Source organism: Mucilaginibacter sp. 21P (assembly GCF_019331605.1).
GTDB classification, from domain to species: domain Bacteria; phylum Bacteroidota; class Bacteroidia; order Sphingobacteriales; family Sphingobacteriaceae; genus Mucilaginibacter; species Mucilaginibacter achroorhodeus.
In genome coordinates this window covers 1,496,395-1,518,751 of sequence record NZ_CP063061.1, presented here as the reverse complement: position 1 = coordinate 1,518,751, position 22,357 = coordinate 1,496,395, and the positions used below count along the sequence as shown (strand labels likewise).

The window sequence follows — 22,357 nt, the reverse complement described above, 5'->3', positions numbered from 1 at the left end:
AATATTAGCCTTGTCGCAAAATGGTAAGCAATTGTCGTTTATGAGCAATTTACCGATAGACTTTTCAAATCACCTTTGTCAGACACGAAAAACAAATGATATGGCATTTATAAAAATTTCTGATGATGTCTGCTTACACTTCAAGGATTGGGGAAAAGGAAATCCCATCTTACTGGTACACGGTTGGTGTCTGGCTTCGGATTCATGGGAATACCTCATGAATGAATTATGCGACAATGGTTTCCGGTGTGTTGCTTACGATATACGCGGATGTGGAAGATCTGACCAACCCTGGAGCGGATATGACCTCGAGACACTTGGAAATGACCTTGGCTCAGTAATTTCTAGTTTAGGACTGGAGGATGTAGTACTCGTAGGTCATTCGATGGGTTGTGCGGTCATTGCTCATTATCTGGCTACGCATCAACCCAAAGAAGTTGTGAAAGCCAGCCTGATCGCTACAACGACACCTTATCTGCGAAAGGATGGAACCAATCAAGACGGAATGGATGAGGATCTACTTCACGCTGCTATTGACGCCATGAAAAAGGACAAACCGGCATTTGTCAAGAGCCTGGCTGAACAATTCTTTAATCTTACAAGTAAACACACGGATATCTCTTCCGAGATGATCGACTGGGCAGTCAACCTGACCACGTCGGCATCCCTTAAGACCGTGATCGAATTACAACAACTGCTTTTCTTCGCAGATCTGAGAACGACACTTTCCAGGATAACGATACCTGTATTATTGCAGCATGGCGAGGATGACCGCTCATCTCCGTTGGAGCTTACCGCAATACCTTCCAGAGAGCTGTTACCTAATGCAAAATTGAAAACCTATCCGAACGAAGCACACAGCATACAGATCAGTGCCTGGCAGAAAGTGTGTTCAGATCTTATTGCATTTATCAATGAATAACAGAACTGAGTTAATTGTCATACATAAGATCTAAATAATGCAACTACTATGGAATACGATAGGGAAACAATAACGACTAAAAGGGTAATTGAAGATTTTTATAATGCATTAGCTTCTCGCGATACCACAAAGATCGCAGGTAAATTCGCACCAAAGATCGATTGGTTTATACCGGGTGAAAAATCTTTAGCACCCTGGCTGGGATATCGAACAACTTCAGGAGAGGTGAAAGATTTTTTTGATCTGCTACTGGTTAACATTGAATCCAAAGCCTTCGAAATTGAACACCTAATTACGGGCGGGGACTTTGGCGTTGTTACAGGTACATTTGTTTCTACTATGCTGGCGACCGGGAAGGACTATAATTCTCCATTTTCAGCACACTTTCGAATTAAGGATGGCCTGATCGTCTACTATCGGTTTTTAGAGGATAGCCATGCCCTTGTAAAAGCTCTTAAGCCCGACTAAAACACCTTAAAAATTCGAGTTGTCCAATATAATAAACTCTGAGGCAGATACATGATCATTGCACATTACGGGATCTAAGTGTAATTTTTTAGTTTAGATTTTCGATATGGTCTAAATAATTACACCTTTGATCTTTGCTTTGGTACATGCACAGGAAAAACTACAATTTGTTGGTTCAATTAATACATCTCGTAGAGGAACTGGAAAACGAGCATGGGTTTGAAAAAGACCTGACGATGCAGGATTTCCAGGATTATCTAAACCGCAGCAAACCAAAGGAGGTCGCTCACAGTTCACAGCAAAACCAGATCAGCATCAAACCAGAACAAAGGGAATCTGATGTGATCAACCTGGACAAAAAAAAGAATGTCGAGAACAATATCAGCAGGTTGTTACTGCTGATCAACAGGCATGCACGCAATTACGCTAAAAAAGCATTCGAAAATACACCATTGCAAACCCTTGAAGAGCTTTCTTACCTGGCCATGCTTTATAACATCACGAGCATCACCAAAAGCGAACTCATCAATCAGAACTTCCAAGAGAAAACTTCAGGGACCGAGATCATCCGTAGGTTACTGGCTAATGAGCTGGCGGTACAATTTAATGATGGATTAGATAAAAGAAGCAAGCGCCTGAAGATAACGGAGAACGGAAAGAGGCTTTTAGAATCCATGTTTAAAAAACTTGGGTTGGTGTCTGAATTGTTAGTACATAACTTGGCTACCGACGAAAGAGATATGCTTTTGGCGATCCTGCAAAAACTGGACATCTTTCATAGAAGCGAATATGCGGAGATCAGGAATATGGACATTCAACAATTGCAGGCTTTTCTTCAGCCTAAATAAAATGGACCTGGGCTTTTAAAATACATCATTATGCAGTGATGCAGGAGACGTTGGCATGAAACATATCTTCTTTTATACAAAAATAGGCACTAGATATTTTTAATATTTGACCTTGGAAGCAATCCTCTGACTTGATCAAACTAAGCACTTTACACAATGACATTTGACGCTGATGATCCGGTCGTAAAACTTTGTGCACAAGGTATGGAACTAGAAGGCGAAGCTAAACCGGCACAAGCCATGGCTTTATTCCAAGAAGCCTGGAATATCGCCGTCAATAACGTACAAAAATTTACTGCCGCACATTATCTGGCACGCCATCAAAATTCTGTTGAAGAAAAACTCGGATGGGATCAAACGGCGTTAAGTTATGCCTTACAGATCAAAGATGAGTCCGTTTTAGCGATCCTGCCTTCATTATACCTTAACATCGCGAAATGCCATGAGGATCTAGATCAATTCACAGTTGCATTAAAATATTACCAAACTGCAGCTGATCACCTGAAAGACCTACCTGGATCAGGTTATGGCGATATGATCAGAAAAGGTGTTCATGCAGGTATTGAACGTATGGCTAATTTAACTTCAGATTGAGGATCGTTCATTTTAATCCCGATCTAATATGGGTGCTATACTTATCGATCATTAATTTACGTATGATTATTAAGTATTAAGTACAAATTATGATAACAATTGAACGATTGGACCACATACAGGTTTGTATACCCATTGGCGCTGAAGATCAGGCTCGCCAATTCTATACCGGGATACTTGGATTCAAAGAGATCAGTAAACCCGAGGCATTGATCCCCAATGGTGGCTTGTGGTACCAAGTAGCCAATATCCAGTTACACATCGGCGTGGAGAACGAGATCAACCACTCGAAGCGCCATCCCGCTTTTCAGGTAAAAAACCTGGAAGAAGCCAGGAAACACCTTGTTGAAAATGGTGTCAGGATCAAAGAGGATATTGCAATTCCGGGCATGGATAGATTTTCCTTTTTTGATCCTTTTGATAACCGGTTTGAATTTCTTCAGTACAAGGCACAATAATGATTATTTTAAGATAGTCTTTCTTCGAATTGCATTTAGTTCACTTGAACGTGATCACCGTAAATTAGACTTCAAATCCTATCTTCCACTTGCAAGGCCGTTCTGTAATTGAGCAATTAACAGTATAGATACCGATAAGAGTATTTATACTATAAATAGTTGATGCTGCTTCCGGAACTACATAACATTTGTTGATCTTAAGCCTATCAAATTATTGATACTTATCATTATCGCTGAAGACCACCCAATAGTCAATCTTGGTTTGATCAATTATTTAGTCAATTTTAAGGACATTGAAATTAAAGGATCAGCCTCAGACGGCGTTGAGTTGCTGGCCTTGCTGCGAAAGGGAGTTCGATGTGATGTATTGCTGTCCGATATGAATATGCCCCGAAAGGTGGTCTGGAGTTGACAGTTGAAGTTTGCAAAGAATTCCCAGTCATCAAGACATAGATGCTTTCGATATGGGACCATTCTCTATATGCTGCGCTTGCTTATAATGCCGGAATATCTGCTTTTCTATGAAAGTACGATGATGTCGAGCTTTTAGCACCAGCTAATAGACGAATATTTTATGAAACGTCCTTAGATCAAGAGAATACTTAAGAATAAAATATTTTTCTTCGATCATTAGATCATAATGGCAAAAGCAATCACTTAGCGACAATATACTTAGCAGCAATGAGTAACATTAACGTTCGGTCGGCACGGGCTTCATCATAACATTCTTTTAATAGATGTTTGATCTGCTTGTCTTTGATCTTTACTGAAGCCATCTCTAAGATCTGGAAGGAAGCTACTTCCACACTTTCTATCTGCTGCATATAATTGGCAATAGCAAGATCCCGCAAACCATGATCAGCATCCCTGTGACGGCCGATCGCCTCAAAGGCTTCGTCAATCATGCCGACCATACCGGTGCAGCTTACCGGGTCCATTTTTTCCTCGATCATTTCAAAGATCATCTCCACCCTGACCATTTGTTTCTGTACATCGCTGATGGTATCTAAAATACCCTCCTTCAGGTCATGGTAGTGTACCTCTTCAACAATTGTCGGAAGCTTTAGAACCAAATGTGACTTGGCAGCATAGATCACATTCAGGTGCCCTACAAAAAATCTTCTCAAGTTTTCTTCCCCAAGGGTAATGGCTTTCGCCGGTCCGGGTTGTTCTTCCATTTCAATTGATCATTTTTTGGATCTCACGTAAAAGGCTGGGAATATCAAAAGGCTTTTTTACAAAACCATCTGCCCCACAATTAAATGCGATCTGACTAACATCGGTTTCCGCAGAAACCAATAATACAGGAATTTTTGCGATTCCAAATCGTTTCTTAATCCGCTGACAAATGTCTGCTCCGCTTTCCGGTGAATTTTTCAACCTTACGTCAAGTATGACCAGGTCAGGACCAATCTCCCAAATGCGATTTGCCGTGTCACTGTGGTTCGCAGTGACTACATTAAACCCTGCTTCTCTAAAGATGATGTTAAACATCTCGAGCAGATCTTCGTCGTCATCAATAACAAGAATTCTTTTCATCAGCTTGCTCACTTTCCGAAATAACCTTGAGCAAAAACATATCCAACGTACGCCTGATGTTTCAAAATCCTTTAAGAGAGGCTGCAATAGCAGCGTAAGTCTGATCCCATACTACTCACAGACCAATTCTGCTTCGATTTTTTTATATGCTGTCCTGTTTATATAACAAACAACCTATTTATCTGAACATCAAAAATTAAAACTAAGTTGAATGATTTTGGTTAATATTTTTAGTCAAAGTATAAATGCATAACAGAAAGAAAAAAGTACTGGTTATTGATGATGATCATGATATCCTGGAGATCATCAGTATCGTGCTTGATTCGGAGGGTTGTGAGGTGCTGACCACTGATAACGGCAAAGATGTTGAGCAGTTAGTCCGCTCGTTTTCTCCTGATATTATATTGCTTGATGTTATGCTTGGTGATATGGACGGACGCGATATCTGTAAAGCTTTAAAAAGTGCTGACGATACCGCTAATACCCCGATCATTATTGTTTCGGCAACTCATGGCTGGCATACCAGACACGAAAAATACTGTAATGCTGACCACTACATTTCAAAGCCATTTGATGTGACTGATTTAGTAGAGCAGGTTTTCAAGCTTGCTTGATTTTTAACAAATTCCTTTCCCTAATAATTAATATAATGAATACGGAGGCTCAATTAAGCTGATGTATTCGTGGAATAAACTTTTGTCCGTTTCTCATTTTGTTTTATTATCAAAACGTTCATCCTTTTGAATATTTTTAATAAAATGTTTGAAAACTCAGCGTATTTATGATATACCTTTGCGCCGATGTTCAAACGGTTTACCGCCATATTGCTAATGTTAACATTGATCAGTTCCAACTTTTCAATGTTTATGGTATATGCCGGTTTTCAGATGAACCAAAAGTATATCGCAGAAACGCTTTGTATTAACCGTTACCGACCCTGGATGCACTGTAATGGCAAGTGTTATTTCATGAAAAAGATCCACCAGGCCCAGGAAAATGAGAAAAAGCAGGAAGCGAAAGACAACCTGAACCGCCTGGAAGTTTCCTTTTTTCAGGAATCATTTCAATTTGCATCTATAGCTCCTAAAATTTTAGAGACAGCCGAAAGCGGTTTCCCCGCTTACACCTATCAATACAGCAGCCGCTATATTGACACCATCTTCAGACCACCCAAGAAGATCGCTTAATACCAATATCTATTTACTGTATCGATGCGACAAACTACGGTTTGTCTGTATGCGACCATTATTTATTCGGCTTTCGGATAAAGCAGCCCTGTTTTGCTGTGCGTTACCGATGGCCACTAACGCGATCTGATGAAATCTTTATATACTTTTTTTATTATTCTATTTACCGTACCTGTACTTGCCCAATCTGCAAAAGTGCAGGGCACGGTCACAGCTACGGGCGGCGAAGCCATTGTTAAGGCAACCGTTAAGTTACTCAATACCAATGATGGCGATCTGACAGACCTACAGGGAAAATACAGCATCGATAATTTACATGATGGGAATTATACCATCAGTGTTTCAGCCATCGGCTACGCCTCGCAATTGAAAGCCTTTGAATTAAGAAAAGGCCAAATGCTGACTCTTGATGTTAAGCTGGCAGAAAGCAGCAGTCAATTGAATGAAGTAACGGTATCTTCCGAAAAGCGCCAGGAAGCGATACAAAAGATCCCGGCAGCGATCACGGCTTTAGATGCTAAACAGATCAGGGAGTACCGTCTGTGGGACATCACCAACCTGACCGCCATTGCGCCAAGCCTGTTCGTCGTAGAACATGGCAACAGCACCAGCTCAAATTTCTTTAACATTCGAGGCGTAATGGGCTTTTCCAACGAACAGGCCGTAGCTACTTACGTGGACGGTGTTTACCAGTTCGACTACTTTTCAGCACCCCCTTTATTCAATGATGTGCAAAGCATTGAGATCCTGCGCGGCCCCCAGGGAACCTTATATGGCCGTAATGCTTACGGCGGCGTGGTCAATATCACCACCAAACAGCCGGGTAATACGCCGTCCGGCTACGCGGAAATGACTTTTGGGAATTACGGACAACAACGTTATACGGTCAGTCTTTCAGAACCGCTCATCAAAGACAAGCTGTTTGCCAGCGGTTCGTTTACCTACAATCACCGCGGCTCGATCTATTATAATGATTTTACGAAAAGCGGTTTTGACCGAAGAGAGGATTATTCCGGGAACTTTAATTTGCGTTATATCCCGGCTAAACAATGGTCGCTTGCGCTGAATGTCAAAACGGAGAACGATAATGACAAAGGCAGCTTCCCTTGGGTAGGATCAATTGAAGATGTCTTTTCCAAACCGTACCAGGTCAATACCAACAACACCAATGTGGAACGAAGGAACAACTTCAACACCTCATTGGCGGCCAACTACTATGGCAGGAATTTTAACTTTACTTCGGTGTCTTCATACATCAACTGGCATGAGTACTACGAGGGACGGGGCGTTGACTATGATTTCAGCCCATTAGATGCTTTGAGTACTGCCCCTGATCAGCGGCAGCACGTTTTTACACAGGAGGTTCGATTTAGCTCTCCATCCGCAAGTCAGAGTAAGCTTAAATGGGTAGCCGGCACCTACGGTTTCACGCAAAATCTCCACACGGTCACGCCGACATTTTACGGGCCGGATTATGTGCAGTTTGACCCTGCTTCCGGCGCGCCATTTACCACCATCGGTAACAGTCGCGGCAACAACAAAGGTTATGCTTTCTTCGGGCAGGCGACCTATTCGTTAACTAACCAACTGGACTTCACTGCGGGCATACGGTACGACCACGAAAATCGTGGACTTAGCCAGTATACCGATTACCAGAAAGATCCTGCCCCGGCAACTTTATTAACCCCGAATGCGGATTACCGGGCCAGCTTTCACGCGGTGACGCCCAAATTCGTACTGAGCTATAAATTGCAGGATAACATGCTGCTTTACGGTTCGTATGCAAGGGGCTTTCGTGCAGGCGGCTTAAACACCAATGCGACCGATCCGGCGCAAGTTCCTTACCAGCCGGAGCATTCGGATAATTACGAGATCGGCTGGAAGAACATGCTTTTCAATAATAAGCTAAAATTCAACCTGACCGCTTTTTACCTCGAACAGCATAACCAGCAGATCAGTACTGCCATGGACGGCATTAACGCGCTGATCCTGAATGTGGGTGAAATGCATAATAAGGGTGTGGAACTGGAAGTAACGGCCCTGCCGGTAAAAGGCCTGCAAATCGACTGGAATGCCAGCTATTCCCATGCGCGTTATGCTTCGCTATTGCTATATAGTGCAGATGCGAAAGCAGTAGTGAATTATAAAGGCGATCAGCCTATTAACACGCCGCCGATCAGCTCGATGCTGGCAGCGCAGTACACCTATGATTTCGCGGGCAGCAAGCAAAAATTAGCGGCTTTCGTTCGTGGTGAATATCGCTATATCGACAAATACTACTTTGATTTTGTGAACGGTTTAAGCCAGCCTGCCTATAATTTATTCAACGCCAAAGCGGGCATCAGCACCAGGAACTTTGAATTGAATTTCTGGGCGCGGAACATCACGGATAAAAAGTACGTGGCTTACGGCTCCTTCGGCACTTTCCTGTTGGGCAGCCCGAGAACCTACGGAACAACTTTGATCGCTAAATTTTAAATAGAAAAGCTGATGAAAAAACTATTCTTTGCAGCGACCCTCATCCTGATGGTCGCCGCGTGTAAAGACAAATCAAAAGATACAGGAACTGCCTCACCAAAAGGCCAGGAAGAACAAATGGCAGCCATGTTACCGGAACCAAAAGTGCAGATCAAAACGGTAGGCATCCTGCTGTATGATAATTACGCGGTACTGGATGCGATGGGCCCATATCATGTACTGAGTGAGTTGATGGGTGCCAAAGTATTTTTTGTAGGGCGTCATAAAGGACTGATCACTACCGGTGACGGTATGAAAGTACTGTGTGACACCTCCATCAACGAAGTAAAGCAATTGGATATCCTGGTGATCCCCGGAGGATTAAATGAGACCTATGCCGCTACGAAGGATACCGCATTGTTAAACTGGATCAGAGCCATCGATGCCCATTCGAAGTACACCACCAGTGTTTGTACCGGTGCCTGGATACTGGCGGCAACCGGCCTGTTGAAAGACCAAGAGGCCACTACGCATTGGTATGGCAAGCAGCTCCTGAAAGATCAGTTCGGTATTGCGGCGCAGGACAAGCGTTATGTGCATAGCGGGAAGTACTGGACAAGTGCAGGCGTTTCTGCAGGTATTGATATGAGCCTGGGGCTAATCAACGACATTATGGGTGAAAAGTATACCCAAACGGTAATGCTTGACCTGGAGTACGACCCGCAACCGCCGGTTAAAGGTGGCAGTGAGCACAATACGGATAAAGCGATCGTCGAAAGTGTGCGCACCATGTACGATAGCGCCTTAGATCCTTTGCTGCATCCTGAAAAGTCAGCGGCAAAAGCTAAAATTGATAACGATAAAGACCCGGTTTGCGGAATGGCCTTAGCCGGTTATGCCGATACCGTGCATTACCAAGGCAAAATCATCGGCTTTTGCTCCGCACGCTGTAAAGCCGGTTTCAGGAAAAATCCGACCGCGTATCAGTTGCATACACACTAACGAATAACAATTATTTTTTGGACAAATCATAACTAAGGATGTGCCAATTGCCGGCAGGTTTTCAAAACATTTCCGGCTAAGGCTATCCATAGAACAAATAGTTAAATGAATAAACTTTTAATCATCATAAGCCTTTTACTATCCGGCAGTGTTTACGCACAACAAATTAAACCGGCAAAAAAAGACACGGCTTCTGTAAAAAAAGATACAGCCACGCATAACCTGAAAGAGGTAACCGTTACCTCCAAATATTATAAAAGATATAAAACGGACAGGGCTTCCAATGCTTTAAAAGTGAATACGCCGCTGCTGAAGCTTTCACAAAACATCCAGGAAATTGACCAGAGCATCATCACGGACCAGCAGGCCGTCAGCCTTAATGAAAGTATCACCCGGAATGTGAGCGGTGCCGTGCGTAATAACAATGCCGACCTGTACACGCCTTACGTGTATATGCGGGGCGCGCAGATCACGCCCTTACGTAATGGGATGGATATTTCCATGATCTATGCGGGGCCAAGCGCAGAGGACGCAGCCATCATCGGGCGTGTAGAATTCATCAAAGGGCCGTCCAGTTTCATTAACGGGTTGTTCGACCCCGCAGGTTCCTTCAACGTCTTGACCAAACAACCGATGGGGACGCGCTCCAACCAGCTCAGCTTTACTGCCGGGAGTTTCAATTTGTACAGACTCAGCGCTGATCTGGATGGCAACCTGGACCGGACAGGTAAATGGCAATACCGGCTCAACGCCGTCGGGCAAAAAGACAGGTCATTCCAGAAATATAACTTTAATGATAAAGTAACGGTGGACCCGGTATTGAAATATAATATCAATGATCATTCCTCTGTTTCAGCAGAATACATCTATCAGGACCAGCGGTTTCAGCAATACTTTGCAACTGTGTTTGCACCGGATGGCTTTGCCTCGCTGCCGCGCGATTTTACGATCAATGACCCTAACAAGCAACCCTTTAGATCAACCGAGAACAATGGCTTCCTGAGCTATTACAACGAGTTGAACAACCATTGGCGTCTCACGGTAAAAACGGCCTATGCCAAAGATCATCTGGAGGGTACGTATTTTTTTGTTTCACGATACAACGCGCAGCAGCCTGACCTCATTATGCGCCGGGCTACCTATGAGCGGCTGAATACCGACGTGCTCGCCATACAGCCTTATATCAGCGGGGAGTTCAATACAGGTATCTTAAGTCACCATTTCCTGGGCGGTATTGACGTGAACCGCAAGCATTTTCTATCCTATTCCGGATCTAACGACCCGACCGCTAACCAAACCCTGTATCCATTGGATGCCTATAACCCGGTATACGGGATCAGCTTTGATCCCAACGTCCGCACAGGTAAACTGTCCGATATAGCGACCGATCAGCAATCCATCAGCTACCAGGCGGTTTACGCACAGGATGAGCTCGGGATGCTGGACAATAAGCTGCGCCTGACACTCGCGGCCAGGCTGACTTCTTCCAATACGGACGTACAGAAAAACCCGGTAAAAACAGGTTTGGGCAGCACCGATAACACCGCTTTCACACCTAAAGTTGGCCTAAGTTACTCCCTCTTGCCTGATTTTTCGGTATATGGGCTGTTTGACCAGACCTTCACCCCGCAAAGCGGCGTGAGTACTACAACCGGCGAAGCATTTAAACCATTAAGAGGAAAAAATCTGGAAGCAGGTTTAAAGAAAGACTGGGCAGGCGGCAAGTGGAATACCACCGTTTCGGTTTACCGTATCATTCGCGACAATGTTAAAGTAACCGATCCATCGACCAATATTCAAAGCCAACTGGGCCAGACACTGTCTAAAGGTGTGGAGTTCGATTTGAAGGGAGAGATCATAAAAGGCCTCAATGCCGTGGTGAATTACGCCTATACGGATAGTTATATTTCCAAAGATGCCAACCCGCTGCGTGTAGGCCTGGCAACCCCGTTCCGGGTGAAGCATATCCAGAATACCTGGCTCAACTATCAGCTACCGGGTGTTGCCCTAAAAGGGTTCTCGGTTTCCGGCGGCTACCAGTTACAGGTAGGACGTGCCGGACGGTATGAACTGCAAAAATTGGAACTGGCACCGGTATTTAGACTGGACGGTGGTCTCGGCTGGACGAATGGCCGTTACTCGGTCAATGCCATTGTCAATAATATATTGAACCGCTTCAATTATGGCAGTGCCTGGATCACGCCGTCATCCGGTACCGTGGGCACCTATGCCTATGTTCCATATCCGCCGCGTGAGTTGAGATTGAATTTAGGCTTTAACTTTTAGTGCATCAGATGGCCTGGAAAAAGAGATTAACGAAAACGGCATTTAAGCTGCACGGCTGGATTGGGCTTTTTGCAGGTTTGTTCTTTTTGCTTTATGGTATCACCGGTTCCCTGCTGATGTTCAGGCACCAGTTGGACCGCTACTTTAACCCGGAATTACACCGGATAAAGCCTGCTGGTCAGCCACAACCGGCTGACCAGCTTTACCGCATGGTGTTACGTACGCATCCGAACCTGAGAAAATTAGTCATACATGATTTTCCGGCAGATCAATTTGATTGTTACGAATTCATGCTGTACAAGCGGCAACAAAAGCTGACGGATAATTACCTGTACTATGTATTTGTTAACCCTTATACCGGGCAGATCATCAGGGAAGGCAGTTACGGATCGTTAAGGCCTTCGTTTTTCCGTTGGCTATATACCTTGCACTACAGTTTACAGCTGGGTATACCCGGTATGCTATTGAGTGGTATGATGGGTATCGCGATGCTGTTATCATTATTAACAGGTGCTGTTGTTTACCGTAAACATTTCTGGCAGGCTTTCCGGTTGAGGGCCGGTTTGAATTTAAAGAATCGGCGCACGGCTGTTTCATCACTGCACCGCATTTTAGGTGTTTGGTCTTTGGGCTTTACCGCTGTTTTATTTTTTACCGGGTTCTGGATGCTGAAGGAATATTTTACCCCGGAACAATGGACTTTACCAAAATACCAGGCAGCTTATACCGTACCGGCAAACATCGATTCGATGGTCGCAAGCGCTAAAAAGATCGCACCCGGTTTTAAGCCGATCGCCGTAAATATTCCGACAACCAAAGGAGTTGATGTATTGGTTAGAGGGTCGCTGCCGACAACAGGCTTTTTCCTGTTACAGGGCAAGGCCAGCGGCCTGTCTTTTGATGCCGTAACCGGGCGATTTAAAAAACTGTCTGATATCGATAAGCAAGGCTTTGATCAGCGCTTCGAAACCGAGGTTTATAACCTGCATATCGGCTTCTATGGGGGCGACTATATCCGTTGGTTTTATGTTGTTCTTGGATTATTGCCTGGGCTTTTATCGGTGACGGGTGCTTTACTTTGGTTGAAGAGATCTTCATAGATGTACTTTCCAAATGAAGTTACTGTTGATCGACATAGACTTGATCAGTCCGCCCCCGTCTGGGAACGATCTGGCACCTTAAATTATCATTGACAGGTCTGTAATAACAGGAATCCCTGAATTTGCGATCAGGGTTTTGGCAGAGTAAAGACAAACCTGCTTCCCAACTTATCTTCAGGTTGCTCTGCCCATATACGACCGCCATGCCTGGTGATGATCTCACTGGATAGATAAAGCCCTATCCCTGAGCCTTCGATCTTATTGATAACGCTCTCAGACCGGTAGTACTTTTCAAATACTTTGGCATATTCAGTACCGGATAACCCGATCCCACGGTCCCGGATACTGATCATGATATGATCCTGCATATCATCGACCATTATGTCGATACCGGAAGAATCAGGTGAAAATTTAATTGCATTAGTAAGGAGATTGATCAGGACCTGACTGATGCGGTCCCGGTCAGCTGAGATGAAGACAGGGTCTGAACATTTGACGTGGCAGGAATGTGTTGGACTGACGATGGATATGCTCCCTACGATCTCGTGCAAAAGTGCATGAACGTCAAACGGTTGCTTCTGTAATACAAGCTGATCGCCTTTACGGCCTGCCGGACCGGAGATGTCCTGAAGCAGTCGTGTCATCCGCTCTGCCGCTGACAGGCTTTTGCGGGAGATCTCCGTGAACTTTTCGTCGCCCGAATCCTGTACAAATTTATGAAGCAATTGCAGATAGCCACGGATCACCGTCACAGGGGTCTTTAATTCATGGGTAGCCGTACTCAATAACTCATCCTTCAGCATCTCCATGTCCTTTTTTGCGGTAATATCCAGCGTGGTCCCGACCATCCGGATCGGTTCACCATTTTCATAAAGGACCTTTCCGTTAGCCTCGATCCAGTGAAGTGCTCCGTCAGGATGAATGACCCGATACTCAGAGTGATAGGTTCCTTGGCCCGGCGACATGGCAACGGCGACATCAGCCTGCATCTTTTCCCGGTCCTCCGGGATGATGTTACCGATCAGGTCTTCATAACTCACGGTCGCCCAACCTTCCGCACCAACGTTGATCTTGCATTGCGGTGTGCAGGTCATCTTGGTATTAACGAGGTCCAGTTCCCAAAATCCGAGTTTGGCATGGTTCAACGCGATGTCCAAACTTTCCTGTGAAACGAATAAGGTCTGATCCTGGTCCATGAAATAAATTTCTATAAAGATACTATTAATATTAGCGAACAGAAACTTGCGGACGAGTCAGCTTAGTAAAAAAGCATGGTCCGTTAAACACTGAGCGTTGACAAGATAATTGAAGATTCGGCTTCTGAGCAATTTGCTTACAGCGTAACTGCAATGACACAGCGCAGCAACTTTAGGAAAACGATAGCAGCAAAATTTCCAACGAATAAAAAGTCAACAGATCTCACACTGAAAATAAACTGATCATTCATTTTTCAGAAAAAGGGTAAAAAAGGACGCGGAGGTCGTAACGGCCGGACCGTACGAACGCATAATGTCCTCCGCTCCGCTGCGGCCACCCTCCGGGACTTATAGTTCTCCCGTCCCTTACCCGTCACGGCTCCCAGTGCTTTCTTTTTTTCCCTTTTTTCTTTTGAAAAAATTCAGGCCGCAAGGGTCGCAGGGCAAACAAGGAAAGCAGTTCAGAAACCATTTAAATTTTAACAACATGGAAATTACAGCAAGACTGGTAGCGGACGCTGCCGTGAGAAAGACCAACTCGGACAAGGAACTAACAGGGTTCAGGGTGGCCCTAAACCGCACGTACAAGGTGGACGGCGAACGCAGGCAACAAACCACTTTTATTGATTGCGCTTACTGGCGGGGAACGAAGATCGCCCCCTACCTGACCAAAGGGCTATTGGTGCAGCTTTCAGGTGAAATGTATGCGAAAGCATGGGTGTCACGGGACGGTGAACTCATGGCAGGCCTGCAGTTCAACACGCGCGAGATCAATCTGCTTGGCGCATCGGCTGCTAACTCATCAAAAGGCAATGGAGGACGTAAAGCGAACCGTAACTAACCATTCATTCACAAATTAAAAAAAGAAGATCATGGGACACCATTTGAATTATAACGAGCAGACAGGTAAACACAGTTTTTTCAGCGTAAAGGAAAAAGCATGGCACGGATTAGGGCAGATCGTAGCCGATCACCCAACGAGCGCGGAAGCGATGCGCTTTGCGGGATTGGACTATCAGGTGGAAAAAAGGCCATTGTTCACCAACGAACTGAATAATGAACTGAACGAGATCAACCCGGATTTCGCCTTGAGCAAAATAGCTGTACCGAACTATTATGCGACCGTGCGCAACGATAACAACAGCGTATTGGGTGTAGTGGGCAAAGATTACGAAGTGGTACAGAATGCCGATGCGTTCCAGTTCTTTGATGCTATCGTCGGTGGTGGCGAGGGTATCAAATACGAGACCGCAGGCGCATTAGGCAAGGGTGAGCGCATCTTCATTACGGCTAAATTACCTGACCATATACAGGTCGGCAAACAAGACCTGATCGAACAGTACCTGTTCCTGACCACCTCGCATGATGGCTTTGGCTCGATCACCGCAGCCTTTACACCTGTGCGCGTAGTATGTCAGAATACCCTTAACGCTGCCATGAGGAACCAAAGCGCGGGCATTAAAATAAGGCACACCGCTTCTGCTAATGACAGGCTTAAACAGGCGCACACACTGATGGGCATTTCGCACAAGGCAGGCGAGGAATTACAGGAGTTGTTCAATTACTGGTCAAGGGTACGCATCACGGATAAGCAGGTCAAAAAGTTGATACAGGTCGCAATGGCTCCTAACAAAGAGGTCATACACAACCTCGAATTGGGCTTGCTGGACAAATTGTCCACTACGTATACCAATATCGTGGATAGCGCATTTACTTATGCGATGGGTGACCCGACCCAACAAATGGAAACGACCGCAGGAACGCTGTTCGGTGCCTACAACGCCATTACGGGCTACTATCAAAATGTCCGCAAATTCAAGGACGGCGATGCAAAATTGAAAAGCATCATGGATGGCACTGCCAAACAGCGCGCGCAGGTCGCATTTGACCTCTGTACCTCATTTGCCAGGAACGGTGCGGACGCACTCAATTTAAATTAACCCTTTATGCAGGGGAGCGATCCCCTGCATCTACTAAACATTAAAAAATGCAACCCTTAAAAGCAATGAACAACGTGCAGAAAGCAAGACTGCTGCACGCCCTGATGCTGACCGAAATACCGCAGTTCCTTAACTATGCCCGTGAGACCTGCCTGTTTATCGCTAACAATGCAGATATTATCAGCGAAAATTGGAAAGATCAATTATTCACAGCAGCATTTTGGATAGAACTATCCAAAGATGCCCATTTGAGGATCGAGAAATATGGCCGTAAACTGGAACAAAGCAGTGTCGTTTTCGCAGAACAGCTTTTCGATGGCTATGGTGCCATCTTTATGAGCCACCTCTTACTGCAATACACGACTAAAGGGAAACACAGCGACCCGAAATTTAAACTGGCGGTTGATCTCTTATTTAACTGATTTGAAGATGCAAAACCACAAGATGATCGTTTGCGGTATCGGACTGATCCTGTTTTACCTGCTGATTCGATATTACGTCGGCAGGCGCAGGTTCAATCGCAGGGGAAACTGCGGTTTACAACAATTCAGCAGCTACCGTAAGGCAGTGATCACGGGAATTTTAGAAACAACTTTATTAATGATCGGCAAACTCTGCAGATGGGCAGGCTTGATTTTACTGGCCATCGCAGCGTTAGCCACTTAAAGCAATAACATGAGAACGAACTTTTTTGAACAGATAGCAGGCATGCACAAAGGCAATATCCTGCTGAATATCCATACCGATGACAAAGGCGTTCAGACCGTTTCGGCGGTCGTTCGCCAAACGAATGAAAAGAATGACCTGCCGCCCATGCTGCTGACCTCAAAGACATATGACGAACATCTTTTCTTCCCGATCTTTCCAGATAGCACAGTGCACCTGCGTTTAGATCTTTAAATTCATTGAATGGTTAACTAACGACAACCATTCAAAACGACTCCAAACTGAAAAAATTCACTGATAGCCATTTTGAAGCCCTTTATGAATCGGACTGAAACTCACCAAATTGCTCCAAAACTGGCGGAAGAAGCCACGAAACAGGGTTTGAAGATGCTTAACTATAATTATTATATAAAAAAAACTTGTAGGCAGCGTGGAACAGATGGTCTCAATTTTGGTAAATAACGCGATGCTCTAAATGCCCGGCCATTGCAGGAATAGCCAGCGAGAATGATGCCAACACTGCATGATATGTTTGATCTTTTCCTTATTGTACGACCAGCCTGATACGATCAGAACGATATCTTACCTGAAGCCATTTCTGTAATTTTTTCCGGTCTGCTTCTTTCATTGTGCCACCGAAAGAAGCAACGGCGACCCTTGCGGTATCTCGCTCACCGTCTGAAGCCGAGTGAATCACCATATCGCTCGTGCCAAAGGTGCGTATCCCAGGATAAAGCACCTTCAATTCCTGTAAGACGTTAGTATCAGCTACCGCACGCGAAGCGGCAGCTTTACGGATCGTATCCGCAACTTTCTGCCGGCTGAAAACGTCCTCCATGATACTGGCCTTGATCTGCGAGAAGTCGATCTCCTGCTTGGCATTTAGGCCCTGCCTGATGTTCAGTTTCACCCCCTGCAGTTTATAGCTGTTCAAATGCAGTCGAAGCGAGTCCATTTGTGTTTTATTAAGTTCGTTCCCGATCAATAGCAGATCGATCTCTTTTTCCTTTGTGCTGTATCGATAGGAGCGCGAAATTACCTGCGTCTTGGCGAAATGAAATTGTTCGTCGACGAACCTCCGGGCATTGGTCTCAAAGATACTTTTATCTACGATCCGATAGGCCATGTAGATACTGGGAATAATAGTGACCAGTACCACCATGACCATGTAGCGGGTTACCTTCTTTTCCGTGTCCGGATTCTCTACATGCCTTCTGCTCAGTTTAAGATACCTGGCCATCAGAAAGGTTGCGATCGCGATGAATACGCTATTAATAAAATATAAATAGAGCGCGCCCAAAAAAAACAGCCAGTTGCCGGTCGCCAGACCAAAGCCTGCGGTACAAAGTGGCGGCATCAGGGCGGTAGCAATGGCTACGCCGGGGATCACGTTACTCCGCTCGTTCCTGGATGCAGCGACCATACCGGCTAATCCACCAAAAAAAGCGATAAATACATCCCATATCGATGGCGATGTACGTGCCAGAAGTTCTGATTGCGCTTCATGAAGCGGTGTAACATAAAAGTAAATCGTCGAGGTAAGAATACTGAATAAGGTAGCGACCAGCAGGTTCTTTCCTCCTTTTTTAAGCAGTTCAAGATCGTTTATCCCTATTCCCAGTCCAATGCCCATTACCGGGCCCATAATCGGAGAAACCAGCATGGCTCCAATGATCACCGCTGTCGAATTGACGTTAAGGCCGATGGAGGCAATGAAAATGGCAAATATCAACGCCCAAAGGTTAGCACCTTTAAAATCTACATTCTTACGTATCGATTCAATAATAACTGGTTCTTCTGCTCGGTCTTCCTGCAGGCTGAATCGGTGTGCTATGAAGTTTTGTATGGCTTTTGAAATCTCTCCCATGATGCTATGTACTTTTTTGCTGCAAACGACCGGCCAGTTTCCCGATGGTCAGCCCTTGAACCAGTATAGAGAAAACGACGATCACGTAAGTGATCAGTACGAACTCATCCCGAAACATCCCGTTACCCAGTGATAAAGCCAGTGCTACGGATATTCCCCCACGCAAGCCGCCCCAGGACAGGATGGTCACCGCATTGGGTTCGAATTTGACCCAGCGTCGAAGCACGGTAACCGGCAAAATAACCGATAACCAGCGGGCCAGCAGGACCACCAGAATGGCTATGGCGCCGATCAGCAACAAGGTCGAATTCACCTTAATGACAAGTACTTCAAAACCGATCAGTAAGAACAGGATGGCGTTCAATATCTCGTCGATCAGCTCCCAAAATTTGCCCAGGTAATCGCGGGTAACATCAGACATGCCTTCGGCCTTCGACTTGTTTCCGGTAATGAGACCCGCCACCACCATAGCCAGAGGGCCGGATACGTGCAGGTGACTGGCAGCAAAGTAACCGCCCATGACAATGGCCAAAGTAATGAGGACCTCCACCTTGTAGTCGTCGATGGACCGCAGGGCCAGAAAGCCAATGTAGCCTACGGCAGCACCAAAGGCCAACCCGCCAACAGCCTCCTGCAAAAAAAGCTTGGAAGTATCGAGGAGCGAAATGTCGGCTCCACCGGACCGGGCGATCTCAATAATAGTTATGAAGATCACCACCGCCACACCGTCGTTGAACAGTGATTCGCCGGAGATCTTCAACTCCAGGGTTGCCGGTATCTTAGCGGCCTTTAATAAGCCTAATACCGCAATAGGATCCGTCGGTGAGATCAGCGAGCCGAATAACAGGCAGTAGATAAACGGAACTTTGAGCCCGAACCAGTTAAAGACAACGCTCATCAAACCACCGACGATAAAGGTGGACAGCAGGATGCCGACAGTGGCCAGGACAATGACCGGTAAGCCCTGCGCTCTGAGCTTCTGCGCATCAATGTGTATCGCGCCCGCGAACAGCAGAAAGCTCAGCATAAAGTTCATCAGCACCTCTTGGAAATCGATCGAAGTGACCAGTTCAACGGCTTTTTTGGACAAAAGGGAATGTGAAGGCCCTAAAACAGCCAGCACTAAAGAAGCGCCAAGTGACAGGATCATGATTCCGATGGTAGGTGGCCACTTGATGTACCGATGGTTGATATAAGCAAAGATCGCCGCCAGTACGATGGTGATCGTCAGAATTTCGTTAATGTTCATTGTTCAGGATCGAATTGTCTAAGATACATTCTTGCCGCATGGCCACGTAAAAAAGCGGCGTTTTAACGCCGCTGATAAGAGTTGTCTGATGCCGGATCACCTGCTTTTACGGCCGGTTGCCAGCAAAACTACGCCGCCTAGCAGCAGTACGCCCCCGGCATACGGCGGCCAGTTAACACTTTTCTCCTTATCGGCTGAAACTTGTATAGGGCCTGCGTCTACCACTTTTTCTTTCTTTATATAGGTAAAGCCGGTCCAGATGAGCATAACAGCGCCCAATACAATCATGATGATCCCAATTGACTTTTTCATATAATTTTATTTAATGGTTGATAATTCGTTTTGTTTAAGCGATGCTCCGCATACCGCTATTCGCTGCAGCAATTCCAGCATCAGGTAAGGCGTTAACAGGTTATATTCAGCAAGAGATGCCTCAGCCCCGATCTTGATGGTAAAAGCATCCGATCGTCCGCGAAGCTGGCGGAACATATCCTCGTCGGTCCGGTCATCGCCGGCACATAATAAAAAGTCATAAGCCTGTCCGTGTAATATCGCAGTAACAGCGTTGCCCTTATTAATTGTCGCTGCTTTTACCTCCAGCACCTTATGCCCCTGCAGCACACTCAACGTCGAGGCGTCGATCTGTTTCTCTATTAACTGATGCAGTTGTGCGGCTTTGATCGGTCCAAGCGTAAGATCAGACTTACGGTAATGCCAGGCTACTGAAGCTTCTTTACATTCCACAAATGACCCGGGGCAGGTTTGGGTAAAACGCTCCATAAGTTGCTGAACAGGAGCCAGTGCTTGCCCCGGATCGATGCCTGTTCGTTTTTTCCAATCCTCATCGACAGAACGCTGCTTCAGGCCGTGCTCTGCAATGAGACCTACCCGCAGATGTCCCAGCCACTTTGCCAGCGTATCGCTGTCTCTGCCTGAAACGACGTAGATCTCATTGCCAGGGTCGGCGCTAAGTTCAGCCAAAGTTTGCAGTACCTCAGGAGAAGGTGCAGCGAGTTGGGGATCTGCGCAGAACGGTGCCAGCGTACCATCATAATCGAGCAAGAACAGCTTTCTATCTGCTGCTTTATAATCTTCCAATAACCTGGCCTTTGCGAAATTATCAAGCAGTTTTGGCATTCTCTGCTGCTGCTGATCCTTTACTTCGTCAAGTGTATGAAAGAATGATGTTGCCCAATTATTTACATCAGACGTACGGATCTTTTCCTGCATAGCGGTCATGCGGGCCTCCTGTTCGCTGGTACTCATTTCCAGTCCCTGACGGATCATCCGGGCGATCTCCAGCCGGTCATTAGGGTTGATCAGCAAAGCTTCCGTTAGTTCCTCTGCGGCGCCGGCCATTTCACTAAGCACCAATACGCCCTGCCGGTCACGCCGGGATGCAATAAATTCCTTAGCGACCAGATTCATTCCGTCACGTATCGGTGTGATCAGGGCGAGGTCGCAGGCTGTATACATCCCGACAAGTTCTTCAACAGTAAGATGGCCATATTGGTAAATGACCGGTTGCCAGCTGATATTGCCGAACCGGCTGTTGAAGTTACCGATATATTCATCGATCATTCTCTTACGTTCAGCATATTTGCTGATGTTATCCCTTGAGGGCACGATCACCAGTGTGAAAACCACCTTCCCCCGGTACCCCGGGTTTTGTACCAGGAATTCGCGGTACCCTTTTAACCGGTTGAATATGCCTTTTGTATAATCCAGCCGGTCCACGGAGAAAATCAGTTTCCTGTCCTGCTTCGACCGCAGGTATTCAGACCGCTTAAGCAATACGGTCCTGTCAGCGGCTTTTTCCTGAAACTTTTCATAATCTATCCCGATCGGTATCGCTTTTACACAAATCTCTCTGTCTTGCCAGTAGATAATATCATTTGATACCGGTGTTTTTAATACTTTAGAAACGCAGTTGCAGAAATGTTTGAGGTACTCGGTCGTATGGAAGCCGATCACATCGGCTCCTAACATACCCTGTAGCAATTCTTGCTGCCATTCCCGCGGTACCTGCCGAAATAGCTCGTATGACGGAAACGGTATATGAAGAAAAAAACCGATAGTGAGCCTTGGGAACTGCTTGCGCAACATACCGGACAACGGCAATAAATGATAGTCGTGGATCCACACGGTATCTTCGCTATCGATCACCTTTGCCAGTTCTTCCGCAAATTTGGCGTTCACCTTCTTATAAGATTCGTAGAAGGATGGCGTGTAGTCGGCAAAAGATGGGAAATAGTGAAACAAGGGCCATATCACTGAGTTTGAAAAGCCATTGTAATATTGATCGTATTGTTTAGCGGGTGTGAATATGGGTAAAAACTCGTATTCACCGGCTGCTGATGGAATTGCAGCCATCCATGTTTTTTCAGGGTATTCCGACACGCCAACCCAGATACGCCGATTAAATCGATCATTTTCTGTTTGTGAAAGGAAAGCATCAATGGCGGACACCAAACCACCTGAAGATTGACGGCAGGTGTAAGTTTCCCCATGCTTCTCAATAGTAAGCGGAAGGCGGTTAGATATAATAAGTAATTTCGACATAAGGTCTTTTTCAGAG

General features: G+C 45.6%; 23 protein-coding genes. 16 read left to right on the top strand and 7 right to left on the bottom strand.

The features are described 5' to 3' along the window. Nucleotides 1-40 precede the first annotated feature (40 nt). The 5 genes from INP83_RS06765 (at nucleotide 41) to INP83_RS06745 (ending at nucleotide 3,290) form a co-directional block, all read left to right on the top strand. Complete coding sequence (locus INP83_RS06765; protein ID WP_370630590.1) at nucleotides 41-922, top strand: alpha/beta fold hydrolase; 882 nt, start codon at nucleotides 41-43, stop codon at nucleotides 920-922. A 48-nt stretch (nucleotides 923-970) separates the two neighbouring features. Next, entirely contained in the window at nucleotides 971-1,390 is a 420-nt protein-coding gene (locus INP83_RS06760; RefSeq protein WP_219126810.1) for a nuclear transport factor 2 family protein, read from the top strand. Nucleotides 1,391-1,536: 146 nt separating this feature from the next. Then, nucleotides 1,537-2,238: a MarR family winged helix-turn-helix transcriptional regulator gene (locus tag INP83_RS06755; RefSeq protein WP_219126809.1), complete on the top strand. Its 702-nt coding sequence runs from the start codon at nucleotides 1,537-1,539 to the stop codon at nucleotides 2,236-2,238. Nucleotides 2,239-2,394: 156 nt separating this feature from the next. After that, complete coding sequence (locus INP83_RS06750) at nucleotides 2,395-2,832, top strand: hypothetical protein (protein WP_219126808.1); 438 nt, start codon at nucleotides 2,395-2,397, stop codon at nucleotides 2,830-2,832. 89 nt (nucleotides 2,833-2,921) lie between these two features. Beyond that, the gene (locus INP83_RS06745) at nucleotides 2,922-3,290 is read left to right on the top strand and encodes a VOC family protein (RefSeq protein WP_219126807.1); all 369 of its coding nucleotides are present in this window, start codon (nucleotides 2,922-2,924) and stop codon (nucleotides 3,288-3,290) included. 653 nt (nucleotides 3,291-3,943) lie between these two features. On the opposite strand, the gene INP83_RS06740 is transcribed toward INP83_RS06745, so the two are convergent. Both INP83_RS06740 and INP83_RS06735 read right to left on the bottom strand, forming a co-directional pair. Beyond that, nucleotides 3,944-4,468, bottom strand: a complete 525-nt coding sequence (locus tag INP83_RS06740; RefSeq protein ID WP_219126806.1) for a DUF892 family protein — start codon at nucleotides 4,466-4,468, stop codon at nucleotides 3,944-3,946. Between the two features lies 1 nt (nucleotide 4,469). Continuing rightward, nucleotides 4,470-4,829, bottom strand: a complete 360-nt coding sequence (locus INP83_RS06735; protein WP_219126805.1) for a response regulator transcription factor — start codon at nucleotides 4,827-4,829, stop codon at nucleotides 4,470-4,472. 245 nt (nucleotides 4,830-5,074) lie between these two features. Here INP83_RS06735 and INP83_RS06730 point away from each other — a divergent pair, with 245 nt between their 5' ends. The 6 genes from INP83_RS06730 to INP83_RS06705 all read left to right on the top strand — a co-directional run bounded on the left by INP83_RS06730 (nucleotide 5,075) and on the right by INP83_RS06705 (nucleotide 12,861). Continuing rightward, the gene (locus INP83_RS06730; RefSeq protein WP_219126804.1) at nucleotides 5,075-5,443 is read left to right on the top strand and encodes a response regulator transcription factor; all 369 of its coding nucleotides are present in this window, start codon (nucleotides 5,075-5,077) and stop codon (nucleotides 5,441-5,443) included. A 216-nt stretch (nucleotides 5,444-5,659) separates the two neighbouring features. Further along, the gene (locus INP83_RS06725) at nucleotides 5,660-6,016 is read left to right on the top strand and encodes a hypothetical protein (RefSeq protein WP_255563269.1); all 357 of its coding nucleotides are present in this window, start codon (nucleotides 5,660-5,662) and stop codon (nucleotides 6,014-6,016) included. A gap of 129 nt (nucleotides 6,017-6,145) precedes the next feature. Further along, nucleotides 6,146-8,494, top strand: a complete 2,349-nt coding sequence (locus INP83_RS06720; RefSeq protein WP_219126802.1) for a TonB-dependent receptor — start codon at nucleotides 6,146-6,148, stop codon at nucleotides 8,492-8,494. Nucleotides 8,495-8,506: 12 nt separating this feature from the next. After that, nucleotides 8,507-9,475, top strand: a complete 969-nt coding sequence (locus tag INP83_RS06715) for a DJ-1/PfpI family protein (protein ID WP_219126801.1) — start codon at nucleotides 8,507-8,509, stop codon at nucleotides 9,473-9,475. Nucleotides 9,476-9,580: 105 nt separating this feature from the next. Next, entirely contained in the window at nucleotides 9,581-11,761 is a 2,181-nt protein-coding gene (locus INP83_RS06710) for a TonB-dependent siderophore receptor (protein ID WP_219126800.1), read from the top strand. An 8-nt stretch (nucleotides 11,762-11,769) separates the two neighbouring features. Next, entirely contained in the window at nucleotides 11,770-12,861 is a 1,092-nt protein-coding gene (locus INP83_RS06705; protein ID WP_219126799.1) for a PepSY domain-containing protein, read from the top strand. Nucleotides 12,862-12,989: 128 nt separating this feature from the next. On the opposite strand, the gene INP83_RS06700 is transcribed toward INP83_RS06705, so the two are convergent. Beyond that, nucleotides 12,990-14,057 carry a PAS domain-containing sensor histidine kinase gene (locus INP83_RS06700; protein WP_219126798.1) on the bottom strand — a complete coding sequence of 356 codons (1,068 nt, stop codon included), beginning with the start codon at nucleotides 14,055-14,057 and terminating at the stop codon, nucleotides 12,990-12,992. 385 nt (nucleotides 14,058-14,442) lie between these two features. On the opposite strand from INP83_RS06700, the gene INP83_RS06695 reads away from it, so the two are divergent. Genes INP83_RS06695 through INP83_RS06675 form a run of 5 tightly spaced genes read left to right on the top strand, consistent with a single transcriptional unit; the run spans nucleotide 14,443 to nucleotide 16,897 of the window. Next, entirely contained in the window at nucleotides 14,443-14,898 is a 456-nt protein-coding gene (locus INP83_RS06695; RefSeq protein WP_219126797.1) for a single-stranded DNA-binding protein, read from the top strand. Nucleotides 14,899-14,929: 31 nt separating this feature from the next. Continuing rightward, on the top strand, nucleotides 14,930-15,997 hold the full coding sequence (locus INP83_RS06690) for a DUF932 domain-containing protein (RefSeq protein WP_219126796.1): 1,068 nt from the start codon (nucleotides 14,930-14,932) through the stop codon (nucleotides 15,995-15,997). A 47-nt stretch (nucleotides 15,998-16,044) separates the two neighbouring features. Further along, on the top strand, nucleotides 16,045-16,419 hold the full coding sequence (locus INP83_RS06685; RefSeq protein ID WP_219126795.1) for a hypothetical protein: 375 nt from the start codon (nucleotides 16,045-16,047) through the stop codon (nucleotides 16,417-16,419). Nucleotides 16,420-16,426: 7 nt separating this feature from the next. Continuing rightward, complete coding sequence (locus tag INP83_RS06680) at nucleotides 16,427-16,663, top strand: hypothetical protein (protein WP_219126794.1); 237 nt, start codon at nucleotides 16,427-16,429, stop codon at nucleotides 16,661-16,663. Nucleotides 16,664-16,672: 9 nt separating this feature from the next. After that, nucleotides 16,673-16,897: a hypothetical protein gene (locus tag INP83_RS06675; RefSeq protein WP_219126793.1), complete on the top strand. Its 225-nt coding sequence runs from the start codon at nucleotides 16,673-16,675 to the stop codon at nucleotides 16,895-16,897. 310 nt (nucleotides 16,898-17,207) lie between these two features. Here INP83_RS06675 and INP83_RS06670 read toward each other — a convergent pair whose 3' ends face one another. The 4 genes from INP83_RS06670 to INP83_RS06655 all read right to left on the bottom strand — a co-directional run bounded on the left by INP83_RS06670 (nucleotide 17,208) and on the right by INP83_RS06655 (nucleotide 22,341). Continuing rightward, nucleotides 17,208-18,530: a TIGR00341 family protein gene (locus INP83_RS06670; protein WP_219126792.1), complete on the bottom strand. Its 1,323-nt coding sequence runs from the start codon at nucleotides 18,528-18,530 to the stop codon at nucleotides 17,208-17,210. A 4-nt stretch (nucleotides 18,531-18,534) separates the two neighbouring features. After that, nucleotides 18,535-19,779 (bottom strand): sodium:proton antiporter, encoded by a 1,245-nt coding sequence (locus INP83_RS06665; RefSeq protein ID WP_219126791.1) that lies wholly within the window; start codon nucleotides 19,777-19,779, stop codon nucleotides 18,535-18,537. A 96-nt stretch (nucleotides 19,780-19,875) separates the two neighbouring features. Beyond that, the gene (locus INP83_RS06660) at nucleotides 19,876-20,091 is read right to left on the bottom strand and encodes a hypothetical protein (protein WP_219126790.1); all 216 of its coding nucleotides are present in this window, start codon (nucleotides 20,089-20,091) and stop codon (nucleotides 19,876-19,878) included. A gap of 6 nt (nucleotides 20,092-20,097) precedes the next feature. After that, a complete protein-coding gene (locus INP83_RS06655; protein ID WP_219126789.1) occupies nucleotides 20,098-22,341 on the bottom strand; it encodes a bifunctional alpha,alpha-trehalose-phosphate synthase (UDP-forming)/trehalose-phosphatase in 2,244 nt (747 codons plus the stop codon). Between the last annotated feature and the right edge of the window lie 16 nt (nucleotides 22,342-22,357).

Coding starts and splice junctions, on each gene's coding strand:
- INP83_RS06765 (WP_370630590.1), top strand. CDS start 41: ATGAGCAATTTACCGATAGACTTTTCAAATCACCTTTGTCAGACACGA.
- INP83_RS06755 (WP_219126809.1), top strand. CDS start 1,537: ATGCACAGGAAAAACTACAATTTGTTGGTTCAATTAATACATCTCGTA.
- INP83_RS06705 (WP_219126799.1), top strand. CDS start 11,770: ATGGCCTGGAAAAAGAGATTAACGAAAACGGCATTTAAGCTGCACGGC.
- INP83_RS06700 (WP_219126798.1), bottom strand. CDS start 14,057: ATGGACCAGGATCAGACCTTATTCGTTTCACAGGAAAGTTTGGACATC.
- INP83_RS06735 (WP_219126805.1), bottom strand. CDS start 4,829: ATGAAAAGAATTCTTGTTATTGATGACGACGAAGATCTGCTCGAGATG.
- INP83_RS06665 (WP_219126791.1), bottom strand. CDS start 19,779: ATGAACATTAACGAAATTCTGACGATCACCATCGTACTGGCGGCGATC.
- INP83_RS06740 (WP_219126806.1), bottom strand. CDS start 4,468: ATGGAAGAACAACCCGGACCGGCGAAAGCCATTACCCTTGGGGAAGAA.
- INP83_RS06670 (WP_219126792.1), bottom strand. CDS start 18,530: ATGGGAGAGATTTCAAAAGCCATACAAAACTTCATAGCACACCGATTC.
- INP83_RS06750 (WP_219126808.1), top strand. CDS start 2,395: ATGACATTTGACGCTGATGATCCGGTCGTAAAACTTTGTGCACAAGGT.
- INP83_RS06680 (WP_219126794.1), top strand. CDS start 16,427: ATGCAAAACCACAAGATGATCGTTTGCGGTATCGGACTGATCCTGTTT.
- INP83_RS06655 (WP_219126789.1), bottom strand. CDS start 22,341: ATGTCGAAATTACTTATTATATCTAACCGCCTTCCGCTTACTATTGAG.
- INP83_RS06660 (WP_219126790.1), bottom strand. CDS start 20,091: ATGAAAAAGTCAATTGGGATCATCATGATTGTATTGGGCGCTGTTATG.
- INP83_RS06710 (WP_219126800.1), top strand. CDS start 9,581: ATGAATAAACTTTTAATCATCATAAGCCTTTTACTATCCGGCAGTGTT.
- INP83_RS06720 (WP_219126802.1), top strand. CDS start 6,146: ATGAAATCTTTATATACTTTTTTTATTATTCTATTTACCGTACCTGTA.
- INP83_RS06725 (WP_255563269.1), top strand. CDS start 5,660: ATGTTAACATTGATCAGTTCCAACTTTTCAATGTTTATGGTATATGCC.
- INP83_RS06685 (WP_219126795.1), top strand. CDS start 16,045: ATGCAACCCTTAAAAGCAATGAACAACGTGCAGAAAGCAAGACTGCTG.
- INP83_RS06675 (WP_219126793.1), top strand. CDS start 16,673: ATGAGAACGAACTTTTTTGAACAGATAGCAGGCATGCACAAAGGCAAT.
- INP83_RS06730 (WP_219126804.1), top strand. CDS start 5,075: ATGCATAACAGAAAGAAAAAAGTACTGGTTATTGATGATGATCATGAT.
- INP83_RS06690 (WP_219126796.1), top strand. CDS start 14,930: ATGGGACACCATTTGAATTATAACGAGCAGACAGGTAAACACAGTTTT.
- INP83_RS06745 (WP_219126807.1), top strand. CDS start 2,922: ATGATAACAATTGAACGATTGGACCACATACAGGTTTGTATACCCATT.
- INP83_RS06715 (WP_219126801.1), top strand. CDS start 8,507: ATGAAAAAACTATTCTTTGCAGCGACCCTCATCCTGATGGTCGCCGCG.
- INP83_RS06760 (WP_219126810.1), top strand. CDS start 971: ATGGAATACGATAGGGAAACAATAACGACTAAAAGGGTAATTGAAGAT.